Below are 17,279 nucleotides of genomic sequence, written 5' to 3' on the forward strand. Positions count from 1 at the left end.
AGGGTAAGGCTGTGCCATAGGCTGGGCTGGTGCGCTACGACCTGGGCGACCTCCGGCTCTTCGTCCACGTCGTGACGGAGGGCTCGATCACCGCTGGTGCCCGGCGGATGCCGTTGAGCCTGCCCTCGGCCAGCGCCAGGGTGCGCTCCCTGGAACGGCACGCCGGGGTCGAGCTGCTGATCCGGGAGCGCCGGGGCGTGCGTCCGACGCCCGCCGGGGCGACGCTGCTCCGACATGCCCGCGACGTGCTCGCCCAGACCGCGCTGTTGGAAGGTGCCGTCGCGGGCTACGCCCGGACCTCGGCCGCGCCGCTGGTGCTGCTGGCGGGCGGCTCCGCGATGCACCGCTTCGTGCCGCAGGCACTGGTCTCCTTCCTGCGTGCGCATCCGGACGTCGACGTCACGGTCTCGGAGTGCCCGACACCGCAGACCGTGCAGCGGCTCGCCGACGGTGCGGCGAACCTGGGCATCGTCCTGGACGACGAGGCCCGCGATCGAGGCCTGCGGACCGAACCGCTCGGCGACGACTCGCTGGTGGTGATCGGCCGGGCAGGCGGCGTCCTCGCCGGGCGCGGCACCCTCGCCTACCGCGAGGTCGCCGAGCATCCGCTCGTCGGGCTGGGCACGGACTCCTCGCTGCACCGCTGGATAGCGCAGCACGTCGGCCCGCCCGCGCCCGCCCCGCGCTACCGCACCCTCGTCGCCGACCTCGGCACCGTGATCGCCCTGGCCATGGCGGGAGTCGGACTCGCCGTCGTGCCGAGCCGGGCCGTCGCAGCAGGCACGCCGGTCGAGATGTGCGCGCTCCGGGACTCCTGGGCGCGACGCCGCCATCTGCTGTGCTGGGGAGCGGGCGCCAGTGCGTCGCCGGCTGCGGTGACGGCCCTCGCGGGCCACCTGCGCGCCGCGGCCAACGCAGGCGGGGACGAGCAGCCCGACCTCGGCGCGGCGGCGCGGTCCGCCGACCCGTGATCGCCGGGCTTGCCTGCGCCCCGGCCCCTCGCCGTCCTCGCGCCGGTCCACTCGATATGCCTGCCTTCGCCCCGTTCTCGTCGGTTCGGAAGCGCGTCGTCCGACCTGCCGGCGTCGACGGCATCCGGCGTCGGATCGACCGGCCCGACGCCGATCGCGGGCGCCTCGGCTCCCGCCTCGAATCGGGCCCGCCGTCGTCCGGGACCGCGTTTCAGTTCCCGACGATCGTGGCGCATCTCGGCCACCGAACCCGATGTCCTCGTCGTTGACGCAGCGCAGTGGCCTTGGCTAAGAAAGAAGTCCACTGGTCCAGGCCACTAAGGCGGTGCTGCGATGGTCGCCACGGAGGCGAAGACCGAGGAGAGACGACGGCCTGCGGGGTTGCGTGCCGACCTGCGCGCGGCGATCCCCGATGCCACCGCAGCGTTGGTGATCACCGGCCTGATCTTCTGGTTCCTGTTCGACCGGGTGCTGGCGGGCAGCTCGCCGACGCTCGAGGTGATGCCCTACCTCGACCCGCACGCCTACTGGATGTATTGGCTGTGCCAGGCCTTCGGCTGGTCCGCGTTGTTGTGGGCCTGGCTCACGACCATGCTCGGCCTGATCCGCTCCAGCGACCGGCCCGGCTGGCTGCGGATCTCCCCGGTGCGCGTCGAGCGTTGGCATCGCACCACCAGCCTCACCACGATCGCCCTGATGTTCGCGCACGCCTTCCTGTTCTTCCTCGAACTGGTGCGGACCAACGACAACGAACTCGGCGCCCTCGGCCGGGTGCTCAGCGCCTTCGTGGAGGGCTTCGTGCCCGGCGGCTATCCGTCCGGCACCGGCCGGGTGGCGATCCTGCTGGGGCTGCTCGCCCTCTATCTCGCCATTCCGCTCGGCCTCGTCTACTACCTGCGCAACCGCACCGGAGCCCGGCTGTGGCGGGGGCTGCACCGCTTCGTCATCGTGGTCTACGTGCTCAGCGTGTGGCACACCCTGCTGTACGGCACCAACGTCTGGTTCGAGGGCTGGCCGAGGACGACGCTGTGGTTGTTGCAGATCCCGGTCGCGGTGCTGCTGGTGCTGAGGCTGGTCGCCCCGGCCCGCCGAGGTGAACGCCTCGGCGGGGACAGGAGCCCACTGGCGATCGCCCGCAAGATCATCTCGCTGCTCGCCGTCGTGGCGACGATCGCGGTGATCATCGCGGTCGCGGTCAGCGGCCGCGACGGCGGCCGCATCCGTGACGAGGCGATGGGCGCCGAGCCGGTGGTGCTGCCCTGGATGGTCTGGGTCGGCTTCGCCGTCTTCTGCGTCGCGATCGCCGTGGCGGTCGCCGTGGTACGCCGCGCCGAGCGCAGGCGGCCGGAGCGCGCTGCGCGACGGTCCCGGGGCTGAGGCGCTTCGCCGCGCTCGGCACAGGTAGCTGCACCTGCATCGGTCGGCTCACCTGCCGCCCCGGGCCCGTCACGGGACGAACGACAATTGTCCCGTCGCCTGAAAAAGACGAATTGCTCGCCTCGCCGATCTCGGCGTCCCGGCCGTCTCACTATTCGGGCTGCTGGGACGCCGCACTTCGTCATCAGGTGGATATCGTCGCGCTTCCCGCTCGCGCGGGGCGCGCCGCGCCCTGCCGTAGCCGAGGCTGGGGGCGAACTAGCGCGAGGCAAGTTGACATGGTGGGAAATCAGATCAGATGTCTGGGACATCAATGGCGCAGGGTCTTGAAGGACCAGGGGACGTGCGCCACCAGCCAGCCTATGACCAACCGTGAGGAATCTCCCCGCCGCTGTGACGGGGTTCGTGATGCGGTGTCCTTCGACTATTCCTCAGAACCGGTCGCGTTCGTGCGAGAGATGGAGACCACCTGGAGATTCACTCCCATGCCTTGAAGCGCCGTTGCGGTCTGTAGTAGAGCGACCTTGGCGAAGGAGAACAGGGACTCCGAGGTCAGGGCCACGCCGTCTTTGAGCAGGATGCCGTAGACGAGGGTCGGGGAGCGAAATGACCGGTCCACCGGATGCCCGGGCGCAAGCGTATCGAGCTTCGCAACGAACTTGGTTCGGACTTCCGTGTCGTAGCGGAGGGTCTCGATGGCCGCCCGACCCTGTGCGAAGAGGTGGTTCAGCGCTGCCGTCCTGTCCGCCTTCTTGATGTAGACGAGCTCACCACGCGGGCCGAGGGCGTCGGCAATTTCAAGGCCGCCGCCGCGGAAGCGCTTCGTGTGCACCGTGTCCTTGTCGAGAAGGACATAACCGCGCTGAGCGGCGATCTGCCTGTTGTACCAGCCCTCATCGTGGCTCTCGCCTCGGCTCCACGGCGGCAGCGTGACACTGACCGGGCGGGCCAGGAGCTCGGTGATCCTCCGTTCGATGGCGGTGTGATAGTCGGCGCCGATCTCGTACCAGCAGCCCTGCCAGTAGAAGTAGTGGGCAATGCTGTCAGACACCTCGGCGGTCAGCCAGTGGTCTGCCCGGCTCCGCCCACTGATGCGGTCGGCGCCGTCGGTGTCGGCGAACACTTCGACGCGCCCTCGGCGCAGCGTCTTCAGCCTGCTGCCCGAGGGCAGGTGTCGTACCGGGGAGACGAGATCGTCGACATCCAGGTCGAAGTGCTGCCTGGTACGGCCAGGCATGGTCAGCCTGAAGGATTCGGCGAACTCGAATCGTGTCCGGCACTCGCTGGGCACCGCCAGCCCGATTCGGGTCTCCCCGGCCACGCCGAGCATCGCGTCGAGATGCGCATCGAGGCGCTGTGCCTGTTCGGACTTCGGGCCGAGTGGACGCACCTGAGCGATGAACTCGAACTCGGGTAGCGGCGAGGGACGGGCGCACACCTCTTCGATCTGGTGGAGGTCGTGGAGCAGGGCCGCAGGCGAGCTGCCGATGTGCAGCTTGATCGACCGGTCGTTGCCGGTGACATGTGCAGCCCGCTTACGGTCCCGGGTGAAGGTGAGCCCGACGCCGCTGATCTGGCCGGAGATCTGGCTGACGATCTCGCCGTACTGCTCGATGCCGTACTCGCGGATGTGCTCACCTCGCGTGGCCGAGTTCTCATCCGTACGACCTCGGGCGTCCATGAGCTGGCGGCGGACCTTGGTGATCCGGTCCTCGTTCAGACACCGTACGGCGAACGCGATCCCGAATCCCGGGTCGATGCGAGCCGGATCGATCATGAGATGCCCCATGCCGTAGGTGAGGCCGTAGACAGCGCTGTCGGTGCGTACCAGGAGCAGCCCGAAGGCGGTCCGGTTCTCTTCCGAGACGAGGCGGCCTGCCAGGGCGCTCAGGGGGTGACACCAGTCAGCTCGTCCCGGGGCGACTGTGCCCGAGACGAGGAGGCCGCGAACCCCTTCGTGATTCACCGGGACGGCGGCGAAGCCGTCGCGGTCCAGGTAGCGCGGCAGGACGAATGACCGGAGCGGCTCGTCGGCCACCGGGCCGTGGGTGCGCAGGCGGTAGAGGGACGTCTTGCGGGTGTCAGGCGGCGCTTTCTTGGGTTCGTCGGCGATGACGGGGGAGACGTTCGACGCGGTCATGGTCCGTGCCCTTCTTCGGGGTTGCGGGCGTGTCTGGCAAGGCGAGATGCCCGTCGACTGCGGCTTGGCGTCAGCACCGGTTCGTCGGCAGATTGGGAGGCCAGCCGGCTGGAGAGCGGCGGTACGAAGTCGATCGGGGCGACGAGACCATAGTTCAATTCCGTGAACACGGGCAACTCTGTACACAAGTTGTGAACCTAGGCATGGATGTTCACCCGGGTTCGTCGGCTCGGACGCGACCTTGTAACCTCACCGCTCGTGAGCCCTGACGAAACCGGCGAGATCACGGCTGCCGCCATCGCGCGGCTGGCCGGTGTCGGGCGTGCGGCCGTGTCGAACTGGCGTCGCCGCTATCCGCAGTTCCCTCAGCCCGTCGGGGGCACTCGATCGAGCCCGACCTTCTCGCGGATTGCGGTCGAGGCCTGGCTGGCGGCGACGGGCAAGGCCCATCAGTTGGCGACTGCCGGGCGCACCGAGACAGGTACCCAGTCTCTCGACGGCGCCTCGAGCTCAGACGACGAGCACTGCGAATCGTCGTGGCGATCCTCGGAGACGACGGCCGAGCGAGGCGTGGCGGACCTGACCGCCGGGCAGATGATGGCCAGGGCCATGGTGTCACTGCTGCCGAGATCGACATCGGCGTCAGCCGAGGACGCCGACGCTCCCGTCGTGCTCGATCCGGCCTGCGCCGATGCGACGCGACTCATGGCCGTCGCCGACCGGTTCGGCGATCACCTTCGACTTGTCGGCCAGGAGGCCGACGAGCCGACCGCTGCTACTGCCGCCCTCAACCTCCGCAGCGCTGCACATGACGTGTCGTATGAAATCCACGTCGGTGATTCCCTGCTCGACAACAGGCTGAGTAGATATCTCGGCACTGCGGCGGCCGTCGTCTGCGACCTGCCATCCGATCACTCGCGGTGGCCCTCGGCCGGGCTTGCCGCCGATCCACGGTGGAGATTCGGAACGCCGGAACGCCGTGACGGAGAACTTGCCTGGGTCCAGCACTGCTACGCCTTCCTGCGCCCGGGAGGCGTGGCCGTGGTCGCGATGTCGCTGCGGATGTGTGTCCAACCATCCGGCCGACATGTCCGGGCGGCCTTGGTTCAGTCCGGGGTCCTTCGTGAGGTGATCGCGCTGCCGAGGGGCTTCGGCTCGCTGTCGGATGCACAGCTGTGCCTCTGGGTGCTGCGCCGCAGCGGCGGCACCGTCGCGCCGCCGGCCGTGCGGATGATCGATGTCTCCGGCGTGGAGACCGGCGCCGAAGTCCCGCAGGATTTCGCCGCATGGCAGCAGCTGTTCGCCAACGCCGACGGGAGTTTCTCCCGATCCGTGCTGCGGGAGGATCTGCTCGACGGCGACACCGAGCTGTTGCCGTCCCGACATGTCACACCGGTCGAGGTTCGCGCCGAAGACCTCTCCGGTGTCACCGCTCGCCTGCAGGCCGTGTACGCCCGGATAGGCCGCGGCCTGCCGAGCTTCGTCTCACCCGCCGGGTCCGCCAGACACGACTATGTGACCGTCGCCGAGCTGGAACGGTCCGGAGCGCTGACCATCCTTTCGCGGGACGCGACACCCCGCGCGGGTGATCTGCTCCTGCGGACCATGGGACGCCCACCCGTCGTCGCGACCGGCACGGCCGCCGACGATTCCGGTGTCGCCCAGGTCGTCGAGCTGGATGCGAGTCTGCTGGACGGGGACGTCGTCGCGATGTTCCTGCGAGCCGAGCTCGCCGCACTGCCGGTGGCCAACACCCTCGGGGCGCCGAGCCGGGAGGACCTGCGCCGCTGCCGCCTCCCACGGATGTCTCGGGCCGAACAGCGTCGTTACGGTGAGGAGTTCCGTCGGCTGCGAGAACTGGCCGATGCGCTTCAGACGTTGGCGACCGTGAGCGAGAACGTGATCGAGAAGACCGTGCACGGCCTGATCTCGGGTGTCCTGTCGCCGGGAGCCGCACACGATGAAGAAACCGACTGACGCCGACCGAAGGCGAGACGAGAGACCCGTGACCTCACCCCCCACCCATTCCGCGATGGCGAGCAACATCTGGTCGGTGGCCGACCTGCTCCGAGGCGACTACAAGCGCCACGAATACGGACAGGTGATCCTGCCGCTCACCCTGCTGCGGCGTCTCGACGCGGTGATGGCACCCACCCGCGACGCCGTCCGCGAGCGGGACGCGGCCCTCGACATGCAGAACAAGGAACTCCTGCTCGAACGCGCAGCGAAGCTGCCGTTCTACAACACCTCCGGGCAGGACTTCACGACGATCGCCGCCGACGCACAGAGCGTGGCGAAGAATCTGCGCGACTACATCAACGGCTTCTCGCTGAACGTCCGGAAGATCCTGGCGCGCTTCGACCTGGACAACGAGATCACCAGGCTCGCAGGGGCGAAACTCCTGTACCGGGTGGTCGGCAGGTTCGCCGAGATGCGGGATCTCGACAAGCTCTCGAATCACGACATGGGATATGTCTTCGAGCACTTGATCCGCAAGTTCGCTGAAGACTCCAACGAGACCGCCGGTGAGCACTTCACCCCGCGCGAGGTCATCAAGCTGATGGTCAACCTGCTGATCGCCCCGGACGCCGACACGGTGGCGGGCGACGGTCAGGTGATCAACATCCTCGACCCGGCCTGCGGTACCGGCGGCATGCTGACCGCAGCCGAGGATCACCTCAAGTCGATCAATCCGGATGCTCGCGTGTACCTGTTCGGCCAGGAGATCAATGCCGAGTCCTGGGCCATCTGCGAGTCCGACATGCTCATGCGGCGCCAGCGCGGGGAGAACATCCGCTTCGGCAACTCCTTCAGCGAGGACGGCCACAGCGGTCGGAAGTTCGACTACATGCTGGCCAATCCGCCGTTCGGCGTGGAGTGGAAGAAGGTCAAGGACGAGGTCGAGGCCGAGGCCGAACTCGGGTTCGCTGGGCGCTTCGGTGCGGGACTGCCGAGGATCAACGACGGCTCCTTCCTGTTTCTCCAACACATGATCTCGAAGATGGAGCCGGTCGAGGGCAAGGGCTCGCGGGTGGCGATCGTCTTCAACGGGTCCCCGCTGTTCACCGGCGCGGCGGAGTCCGGCGAGTCCAGAATTCGGCAGTGGATCCTGGAGAACGACCTGCTGGAGGGCATCGTGGCGCTGCCAGACCAGTTGTTCTACAACACCGGCATCTCCACGTACTTCTGGATTCTCTCCAACCGCAAGGACGCCCGGCTGCGGGAGAAGGTGATCCTGCTGGACGCCCGCGACCAGTGGGAGAAGATGCGCAAGTCGCTGGGCGACAAGCGCAAGCAGATCAGCGAGGCGCAGATCAAGCACATCACCGAGCTCTACGGCGACGCCGTCGCCGTCGCCGCCGACAGCGAACACCCGGACCACGCGAAGGTGAAGATCTTCGGCACCCGCGACTTCGGTTATCATCGCATCACCGTCGAACGCCCGCTGAAGCTGCGCTTCGAGATCACCGAGGACACCCTCGCGGCGCTGGCGACGGCCAAGGGACTGGCCAGGTGGGATGGCCGGGAGGCGCTGGCCCCGGCCCTGCGCGGGCTGATCGGCTCGGTGTGGTGGACGAAGCAGGACGCGGCCGACGCCATGAACAAGGCCGTCGCCGAGGCCGGTGCCCTGTGGCCGAAGACCGCCTCGCTGCTCAAGGCCTTCTGGGGCGCGGTCTCGGTCGCGGACCCCGAGGGGGAGGTGCAGCGCGACAAGGACGGCGCGATCCTGCCGGACCCCGACCTCCGGGACAACGAGAACATCCCGCTGGACGAGGACATCGAGGCCTACTTCGCCCGCGAGGTCGTCCCGCACGTCCCGGACGCCTGGATCGACCACGACAAGACCAAGGTGGGCTACGAGATCCCCTTCACCCGTCACTTCTACGTCTACACCCCGCCTCGGCCGCTGGCGGAGATCGATGCGGAACTGCGGGAGCTTGAGGCTCAGATCCAGAAGCTGCTTGGTGAGGTGACGGGGTCGTGACCAGTGCTGATTCGACTCCTCGTCTCTTCGGCGCAGCCGAAGTCCGCCTCGGTCGTCAACGGAGCCCGCAGCACGAGTCGGGGCCCAACATGGTCCCGTACCTGCGAGCAGCGAACGTCAAAGACGGACAACTTGTCTTGTCCGATGTCAAGATGATGAATTTCAGCCCGGCTGAGCAGGCGATCTTCAAGCTGCGGGCAGGTGACGTTCTGGTTACCGAAGGTAGTGGAAGTCTCGGCGCCGTTGGGGCCTCTGCGGTGTGGAACGAAGAGATTCCGGGAACGATCTGCTTTCAGAACACCCTGGTGCGGCTCCGCCCGAGGCCGGAGATCACCGATGCCCGGTACCTCGGCTGGTGGGCTCGAGGGGCCTACTTGAGTGGGGATTTCGCGTCGATTGCGTCCGGTGCAAACATCTACCATCTAAGTGCGGACAGGATCAAGGGCTTGGCGGCGCCACTGCCGCCCATTGGCGAGCAGCGTCGCATCGCCGATTTCCTTGACGTCGAATTGGCGCGGATTGATCAATTGGCCGCCTTGCAAGGTGCTGTTCGTGAATCCGTGATTGCGCGAATTACGGCGGCCCTTGATGCCAGGATTGGCGAACTCGTTCACCGTTTCGGCGAGCATCCGTTTCGTCGATCAATTCGTTCTATTGAGCAGGGAGTCAGTCCGCAAGGCTTTAACTATGCGGCTGATTCTGGGGCGTGGGGCGTGCTAAAGGTGAGTGCGGTTAAGGATGGTTCATTCTTTGAGGATGAGAACAAGAGTCTGCCTGGTGAATTTAATCCGGTCAGGCGTTATGAGATAAGGCATGGTGATCTGCTGATCACCCGTGCGAATACGCCAAGACTCGTCGGTGCTGCTGCGGTCGCCAACTTCCCTCGTCGGAAGCTCATGCTGTGCGATAAGATATTTCGTATAGCAACTACGCCGGACCTGCTGTCGGAATTCCTTGTGGTAGTTTCGACTTCTACCAAGATTCGCACATTTTGTGCCGAGGTATCGCATGGCACCTCGCACTCGATGGCGAATCTAAAGGCGGGCGATGTTAAGTCCTGGCCTATACCTAGTGTGCCCATTTCTGTTCAATTGGATGTGATTGCAGAAATGTCTGAGATGCGTAGCCGTGCAACGAAACTGCTTAACGCCATCGATCGGCAGGCAGGACGCCTCGCCGAACGCCGCCAAGCCCTGATCACCGCCGCCGTCACCGGCCAGATCGACGTCACCACCGCACGCGGGTTCTCCGCGTCAGGGGGCCTCGCCGGATGAGCCCGGGAGCCCACACCGAGCACGCCTTCGAGAGCCGTGTCGAGGCCGAGCTGATCGTGCAAGGCTGGGTGCCCTCGGAAGGCACCTACCAAGCCGAACTGGGCATCGACGTCGCCGAGGTCTACCGGTTCGTCGGTGCCACCCAGCGGAAGAACTGGGAACGACTCGTCGAGCTCTACGGTGGCGATCACGCCGTCGCGGAACGCCGGTTCGCGCAGCGCGTCGCCGCCGAGATCGACGCACGAGGGGTGCTCGACGTGTTGCGGCAGGGCATCCGGGATCGTGGCGTGCAGATCGATCTGGCCTACTTCCGGCCCGGTCACACCCTGGCCGCCGACGCCCTCGCCGAGTATCGCCAGAACGCGCTGACGTTCTCGCGTCAGCTGCACTACAGCGTGCGAGACCCGGCAAAGTCGGTTGACATGGCGTTCTTCCTCAACGGGCTGCCGGTGGCGACCGTCGAGCTGAAGAACCCGAACACCGGGCAGAATGCCGACCACGCCATCGCGCAGTACCGGCGTCGCGACCCGAATGAGATCTTCTTCGCCAAGCGGGCCTTGGTGCACTTCGCCGTCGATCCCGATCGAGCCTTCATCGCCACCCGGCTGCGCGGCCGGGACACCCAGTTCCTGCCCTTCAACACGGGCACCCATGGCCCCGGGGTGTCCGGCGGGGCAGGTAATCCGGCTGCTGCACCCGGCTCCTACAGTGTGGGCTACCTGTGGGAAGAGATCTGGCAGCGGGACAACTGGCTGGAGATCCTCCAACGTTTCATCCATGTCACGGCGCCGGACAAGAAGGGGGTGAAGACCAGTCCGCACACCGCGCCTCGGATCTTTCCGCGCTATCACCAGTGGGACGCGGTGCGGAAGATGGTGTCCCATGCTCAGCAGGCCGGGGCGGGGAGCCACTATCTGATCCAGCATTCGGCAGGCTCGGGCAAGTCGAACACGATCGCGTGGCTGGCACACCGGCTGTCGAACCTGTTCGACGCCGACAACCAGCCGGTCTTCCACAAGACCATCGTGATCACCGACCGGGTCGTGCTCGACCGGCAGCTCCAGAAGACCATCTACCAGTTCGACCACACGGCGGGTGTCGTCAAGAGAATCGACGTCGACTCGACACAGCTTGCGGGTGCGCTCGACGACGCCACCTCGAAGATCGTCATCAGCACCCTGCAGATGTATCCCTATGTGCTGAAGAAGATCGTGGCGATGGGGCTGACAGGCAAGCGATACGCGGTGATCATCGACGAGGTGCACTCCTCCCAGAGCGGCGATGCGGCGACACGGCTCAAACAGGCGCTCGGATCGAATGCGGTGCGGCTGGAGGATGAGGACGAGGCCGAATACATGACGCGCGTACGCGGCAGGCATCCCAACCTGTCGTACTTCGGCTTCACCGCCACGCCGAAGTCCCCGACGCTCAAGCTGTTCGGCACCCTCGACCCGGATCGGATCAATCCGCGCACCGGAGAGCAGGGCATGCACGTGCCGTTCCACGTGTACTCGATGCGGCAGGCGATCGAAGAGGGCTACATCCTCGACGTGCTGGCCAACTATCTCACTTACGACACCAAGTGGCGCCTGCGGGAAGCCGCCGTAGAGCAGGCCGAGTCGCGGATCACCAACCCTGAGGTCGACGCGGCCAGGACGAGGGCGAAACTGGTCCGCTTCGCCGAACAGCATCCGAAATCTCTGGCGCAGAAGGCGAAGCTGATCGTCGAGGATTTCCGGGAGAACATCGCCGGGAGACTGGGCGGCCGAGCCAAGGCCATGGTGGTCACCGGCAGCAGACAGCACGCCCTGGACCTGTACCAGGCGATGCGCAGCCACATCGAACTACGCGGGTACACCGACTGCGGGACGCTCGTGGCGTTCTCCGGCCGGTTGACCGACGAGAAGACCGAACTGGACTTCACCGAGGCGCAGCTCAACGGCTTCCCCGAGAGCAGGCTGCCGGAACGATTCGCCTACACCAAGGCCGACGACCCGCAGGCCGCCGCGCGCGATCAGGACGAGTACCGCCTGCTGGTCGTGGCGGAGAAGTATCAGACGGGGTTCGACCAGCCGCTGCTGTGCGGGATGTATGTCGACAAGCCGCTGACCGGAGTCGCGGCCGTGCAGACCCTTTCGCGGCTCAACCGCATCCACCCGCTGAAGTCTCAGGACGACGTGCACATCCTGGACTTCGTCAACGCCGCCGCCGACATCCAGGCCGCGTTCGAGGACTGGTTCGAGACGACGATCACCGAACCGAGCGACCCGAACCTGCTGTACACCAGACAGCGCGAGGTGATGGAGTACGCCCTGCTCGTGGCGTCCGAGATGGAGGCCTTCATCCGGGTGCTCGCCTCGGCAGGCCCTGGCAGGCTGCCCGGGCCTGCCGAGCACCGGCTGCACGCCGAACTGCACGAGTACCTCAAGCCCGCACTCGACCGCTTCGACGCGCTGGAGACCGACGACGGACGGGAAGGCTTTCGCAGCGCGCTACAGGACTACGTGCGCGCCTACAGCCTCCTCGCGCAGATCGTCGACTGGGGCGACCGAGACCTGGAACGCCTCTACCAGTACGGCCGGGTCCTGCTGATCCGGCTGCCGGGTCGGCCCGCGACCTCGGTCGACATCGGTGACGCCGACCTGAGCCACTTCCGGCTGGAGTTCACCGGGCGGCACAACGTGTCCCTCTCCGCCGTCGGCGATCGAGACGTACGCGGCCACGCCGCCGACGGCGGCGGCTACCGGGAACCGGACCTCAAGCCGCTGTCGGAGGTCATCGACGAACTCAACAACCGGTTCGGCCTCGACCTGGGCACCGCCGATCAGATCCTGGTCCATCAGCAGGTGGTCGGGCTCGTCGAGGACACGGGAATGCAGCAGATCGCGCTGATGAACGACGAATCTCGGTTCGGGCAGGTCGCCGATGACCGGCTCGACGACATCGTCGCCGAGAACTCTGAACGCAATACCGACTTCATGAAGCTGTACTTCGACAACAACGAATTCCGCACTGCGATCAAGGAGGCGGCACGCAGGCGCGCGTATCGAATCATCACCGAACCTGCCCGCGATGAGGCACTGGCGCGATTGCGAGCCGAGATGGCCAGGGAGACCGGCGGACACGCGGCCGAGGAATGACACTCCGTGCGCGCCGTCCTCATGGCAGGCTTGGATCGGGGGCCGGCGTGGAGGTGGGAGCGTGGCGGGGGAGACGGGCGGGCCGTCGGAGAGACGGTTACTCGCGGGGCGTTACCGGATAGACGGGCTGCTCGGCCGGGGCGGCATGAGCGAGGTCTTCCACGGCTACGACGAACGTCTGGATCGACAGGTCGCGATCAAAGTGCTGCGTCCGTCGTCGGCCGGGTCGGTGCCTGCCGCGCCGGATAGCCCCGCAGCGGTGGAGATCCTCGACGCGCTGGAGCGGGACCGCAGACGATTCCTTCGGGAGATCCGCACCACCGCTCAGCTCGAACACCCCGGCACGCCTGCCGTCTACGACACCGGCATCGAGACCATGGCTGACGGCAGTTCGCAACTGTGGCTCGTCATGCAGCTCCTCCGCGGTTCGACCTTGGAGGCCGTGCTCGACCATACGGACTACGCCTCGTCGTCACCGGACGTGGCCTGGTCGGCGGCGATCGGAGCCCAGATCGCCGCAGTACTGGCCGATGTTCACCGGGTCGACGTCGTCCACCGCGACATCAAGCCTGCCAATGTCATGTTGGTGGACGGTGGACTGGTCAAGGTGCTCGACTTCGGCATCGCCATCCTGCGCGGCGCCGGGGCACTGCCGAGGCTCACCCAGGTCGACAAGACCGTGGGCACGCCCGTGTACATGTCCCCGGAGCAGTATCGGGGCAGGATCGTCACCTCCGCGTCCGACATCTATTCACTGGGCTGTCTGCTCTGTGAGCTGCTCACCGGGGATGTGCCGTTTCACGAGACGGTCGGCTCCTCGCTGCGTGACCAGCATCTGTCGTCCGCTCCGCCGTCCGTGCGAGCGCGTCGGGCCGCCTTGTCGGGGGAGGTCGATGAGCTGGTGAAGTCGATGCTCGCCAAGGAACCGTCGGCCCGGCCGTCCGCGACTGAGGTCTACGCGGCACTCGTGCCGTTGATATCTGACGCACGGTCTACCCCGGTGGATGGCCACCGCGATCCGACCGACCCCTTTCGGCGACCGCTGCTGGCTGCACCTCGTCCGCGTTCATCCGGCGGTGACCGGGGGAGCTTCACCGACGCCGAGTTCGATCGACTGAATGCCAACGTGCAGGTGTTATTGGATGACGACAGGCCGTCGCAGGCGGTCAGACTGATCGAGGACGCCATCGAGCGCGCAGGCGACGACCGGGCACTGTCGCTGTTGCTGCGGGAACTCCACGGCGCCGCCCTGTTCAACGCGGGGGAGTACACGCGTGCCGCCAGAGTCCTCGAGGTCGTCGTAGATGATTACCTCGAGTTCCGGCAGGCGGACGATGCTCGGGCGCTGAACGCTGCCTATCAGGCCGGCCATGCGTACGCGGAGATCGGCAAGCCGGACAAGGCCTTGCCCCAACTGCGATTCTACGTGCAGAACGCGGTCAACAGCGATGACAGTGACGAGTCGGCCAGGATCTTCGAGTCACGATTCGTCATCGCCCAGATGCTTGCCGTCGCGGGGTACGTCGATGAGGCACTGACGGAGCTGGATGGCATCCGCCCGATGCTCATCGACGCGTTCGGCTCCGACTCGGCTCAGGTACGCAACCTCGCCCGACAGCGACAACGACTGGGACTGCCGGAAGCTGAGCCGGACGGGCGCCTGCCGCTCGAAAAGTGATTTCGGCGGCTGCGATGGACGGCCGGACGACTCGCCTGCTCTGAATCTTGCGTCGAGTCAGCCGGCGCTGGGCGTTGATTCGGCGGGGAATGATATGACTTGTGGACGATCACGGGGCCTGGTGCGTGCCCGGATTCAGCCGGCGTAGGAGTTGAGCATGAGCAGCGTTCGCGGCAGCCACGGCGATGTGACCCTGCAAGTCCGTCAGATCGAGAAGGCGCTGCGCCGGGTGTACCTGGACTCGGGTCTGCTCGACGTCAGCGATCTCGACGGTAAGGCAGAGGAAGAGCGCAGCCCGCGCCTGCTGTCGAGGGCATTGACCGCGCAGGCCGTTCGCCTCGTCACCGGCTTCAGCCCGCAGGACGCCGCACAGACGGTCATCGACGGCGCAGGTGACCAGGGAATCGACGCGATCGCGGTCGTCGAAGGCCCCGATCCGCACGTCTACCTGGTGCAGGCAAAGTGGAGCAGGAAGGGTCGGGCTAGTAGCGATCGATCTGCCGTCCAGGAGCTGCTTGCCGGGCTGCGACTCATCGATGACGAGGACTTCGCCGAGTTCAATCCCCGTGGTCGACTTCTCGCCGAGGCAGCCAAGGCCGTCATGGTCGGGGATGCGGTTCCGATCACCCAGGTCATCGTTCTGATGCGGGCCGACGACGTGACCGAAGGGTTTCTGCACGCGCTTGCCATGGGGGAGAAGGAGTTCAATCGCGACGGGGACGTCCTCAGTCACCGCATCATCCTGGCTGCGGAGGTCTGGGATTCGGTGCGCAAGGACCTCACGCCCGAGCCGATCATGCTGAGTGCCGAGCTGTTCCCCTGGTTCATGGTCGGCGAACCCTACGAGTCTTATCAGGGTGTGGTCCTGGCCGAGCAGGTCGCCGAGTGGGTCAGCCATGGATCGAACCTCTTCAACCTCAATATTCGCAACCCGCTCGGCAGAACCCCGATCAACAACGAACTGGTGAACACACTCACTCAGGAGCCCGGTCACTTCTGGTACTTCAACAACGGGATAACGATTCTCTGCGAGTCGGTGGACAAGCCTCGAACCTCGCTCCGTACACCGCACGCGCGTCCACTCGGGCTGACACTGCGCAATGCCAGCGTCGTCAACGGAGCTCAGACGGTTCGGTCCGTGGCCGAGGCCGTCGCCGCCGACGAGGCAGCGGCCTCGGCGCAGGTCGGTGTGCGCATCATCGTGACGGGTCAGGCCGAGGAGTTCGCCAAGCAGACCACACAGGCGACCAACCGGCAGAATCGTGTCGAGGCCCGCGATTTCATCGCGCTCGATCCGGTGCAGGCAGAGATCCTTCAGGAGATGCGTGCCGAGCTGGAATTGGAGTACAGCGTCCGGCGCAGCGAACTGGAACCGCAACCCGACACGGGATGCTCGGTCGTCGAAGCCGCGTGTGCGCTGGCCTGCGCTCACCCCGACAGCCAGTACGCGGCGCGGATCGCGACCACCCTCGACGGACTGTGGGAGAGGGGATCGCAGGGCATCTATGACACCCTCTTCCGGCCACGGCCGGGCGCCTATCTGATCTGGAACGCCGTACGAGTCCTTCGCGAGGTGCGCCGCAGTCTGCACGCGGTGCGTGGCCGATACGAACGACGCGGGGTCGCGTTGATCGATCACGGAACCTTCCTGATCGCGCACCTCGTCTTCCGGCGACTGGACACCGAAGCCATCGACGAGCCGGACGAAAAGCTGGAATGGGCCGAGCACGCTGTCCAGCGCACCTCGACTCTGGTGAAGGAACTAATACCAGAGGTGCTGACCGCGATCGATGAGCTCTTCAACGAGCGCTCCCAGATCAGTGCGGTCTGCTCGGACGTCGCGCGGTGCCGTGAGGTCGTCGGCAGGCTGCTCTCCTCGTCCGAGGAGCCGGCGAATCAGGCGCGGACGGACAAGTACCGCCGTGCCTCGACCCAGCGGAAACGTCGTAGGCCCAACGCCGTCTCGGTGTTGATCGACAAGGGTGTCCTCCACGAGGGAGACGCACTCACCCTCAGCGCCGGATACCCCCTGGAAGCGGCGGCATTGCGGGACTGGCTCACCGAGGACCCGCAGCGTGCTCGCGCGACCTGGATTCCGCACCGCACCAAACCGATCCTCTGGGCGGCCGACGGCCGACAGTACTCGCCCTCCGGCTTGATCTCGCACATCTGGGAACTCGCCGAGTGGAAGGAACGACCGGTGGCGAATCAGGGCACCGCGCGGTGGGTGCTGAGCTCGGGCGAAAGTCTCGCCGATCTGGCCTGGCGGGTGCTCAGCGACATCGAGGCGGCGGAGGAAGTCTAGAGATCGTCGTGTCGCTGCGATGATGTGCCGACTGCCACGCCCCTTCTTGCGCTCTGCACTGTGCCGAGGCCGCTGACGCATGGGCGTAGGGAAGCGAGTGAGCCTGCCTAGATCGACGACTGGCCCACGCTCGCGACGATCACCGAGGGAGCGGCGGTCGGACACTCGGCCGCCGCCATCAACAGGCTGCGGCGGCGCGGCCTTGGACCCGGTTCGTACTGGCTCGTCCTCCTCTTCGCCCCTGCCCGGTTCTTTACCACGACCGTCATGGCGGGTTCTCGGACCACGACCCGGCTCTGAACTGGTCAGATTCTGTGGTCACGGACGCGATCACGGCGCGGCCATGAAGACGATCTCCGAGAAAGCTCCGAGGAAAGTCCTCCCGCGCGTCGATCCCGCCCCACCCGTT

9 protein-coding genes are annotated in these 17,279 nt (G+C 66.3%); 8 read left to right on the top strand and 1 reads right to left on the bottom strand.

Annotation, left to right across the window (positions count from 1 at the left end; genetic code table 11):
- Positions 1 to 29: 29 nt before the first annotated feature.
- Positions 30 to 971 (top strand): LysR family transcriptional regulator, encoded by a 942-nt coding sequence (locus UA75_RS10230; RefSeq protein ID WP_075740037.1) that lies wholly within the window; start codon positions 30 to 32, stop codon positions 969 to 971.
- A 333-nt stretch (positions 972 to 1,304) separates the two neighbouring features.
- Entirely contained in the window at positions 1,305 to 2,348 is a 1,044-nt protein-coding gene (locus UA75_RS10240) for a ferric reductase-like transmembrane domain-containing protein (RefSeq protein ID WP_075740039.1), read from the top strand.
- 424 nt (positions 2,349 to 2,772) lie between these two features.
- Here the strand turns inward: UA75_RS10240 and UA75_RS10245 are convergent, their stop codons facing one another.
- On the bottom strand, positions 2,773 to 4,488 hold the full coding sequence (locus UA75_RS10245) for a DUF6119 family protein (protein ID WP_083683087.1): 1,716 nt from the start codon (positions 4,486 to 4,488) through the stop codon (positions 2,773 to 2,775).
- Between the two features lie 258 nt (positions 4,489 to 4,746).
- Here UA75_RS10245 and UA75_RS10250 point away from each other — a divergent pair, with 258 nt between their 5' ends.
- From UA75_RS10250 to UA75_RS10275, 6 genes are all read left to right on the top strand, one after another.
- Positions 4,747 to 6,465, top strand: a complete 1,719-nt coding sequence (locus UA75_RS10250; RefSeq protein ID WP_157434096.1) for an N-6 DNA methylase — start codon at positions 4,747 to 4,749, stop codon at positions 6,463 to 6,465.
- 28 nt (positions 6,466 to 6,493) lie between these two features.
- Positions 6,494 to 8,473, top strand: coding sequence for an N-6 DNA methylase (locus UA75_RS10255; RefSeq protein WP_404799971.1), 1,980 nt, complete (start codon positions 6,494 to 6,496; stop codon positions 8,471 to 8,473).
- On the top strand, positions 8,470 to 9,747 hold the full coding sequence (locus UA75_RS10260; RefSeq protein ID WP_157434097.1) for a restriction endonuclease subunit S: 1,278 nt from the start codon (positions 8,470 to 8,472) through the stop codon (positions 9,745 to 9,747). The genes UA75_RS10255 and UA75_RS10260 overlap by 4 nt, the downstream gene beginning before the upstream one ends.
- Positions 9,744 to 12,887, top strand: coding sequence for a type I restriction endonuclease subunit R (locus UA75_RS10265; protein ID WP_075740043.1), 3,144 nt, complete (start codon positions 9,744 to 9,746; stop codon positions 12,885 to 12,887). The genes UA75_RS10260 and UA75_RS10265 overlap by 4 nt, the downstream gene beginning before the upstream one ends.
- Positions 12,888 to 12,948: 61 nt before the next feature.
- Positions 12,949 to 14,565 (top strand): serine/threonine-protein kinase, encoded by a 1,617-nt coding sequence (locus tag UA75_RS10270; protein WP_232237710.1) that lies wholly within the window; start codon positions 12,949 to 12,951, stop codon positions 14,563 to 14,565.
- A 157-nt stretch (positions 14,566 to 14,722) separates the two neighbouring features.
- Entirely contained in the window at positions 14,723 to 16,870 is a 2,148-nt protein-coding gene (locus UA75_RS10275; RefSeq protein WP_075740044.1) for an AIPR family protein, read from the top strand.
- The last annotated feature ends 409 nt before the right edge of the window (positions 16,871 to 17,279 follow it).

Origin of the sequence: Actinoalloteichus sp. GBA129-24, assembly GCF_001941645.1 — a bacterium.
Lineage (GTDB): Bacteria > Actinomycetota > Actinomycetes > Mycobacteriales > Pseudonocardiaceae > Actinoalloteichus_A > Actinoalloteichus_A fjordicus.

What these genes read in the sequence shown, in the direction of transcription:
- UA75_RS10275 (WP_075740044.1), top strand. Translation starts at nt 14,723, where the DNA reads ATGAGCAGCGTTCGCGGCAGCCACGGCGATGTGACCCTGCAAGTCCGT.
- UA75_RS10240 (WP_075740039.1), top strand. Translation starts at nt 1,305, where the DNA reads ATGGTCGCCACGGAGGCGAAGACCGAGGAGAGACGACGGCCTGCGGGG.
- UA75_RS10265 (WP_075740043.1), top strand. Translation starts at nt 9,744, where the DNA reads ATGAGCCCGGGAGCCCACACCGAGCACGCCTTCGAGAGCCGTGTCGAG.
- UA75_RS10245 (WP_083683087.1), bottom strand. Translation starts at nt 4,488, where the DNA reads ATGACCGCGTCGAACGTCTCCCCCGTCATCGCCGACGAACCCAAGAAA.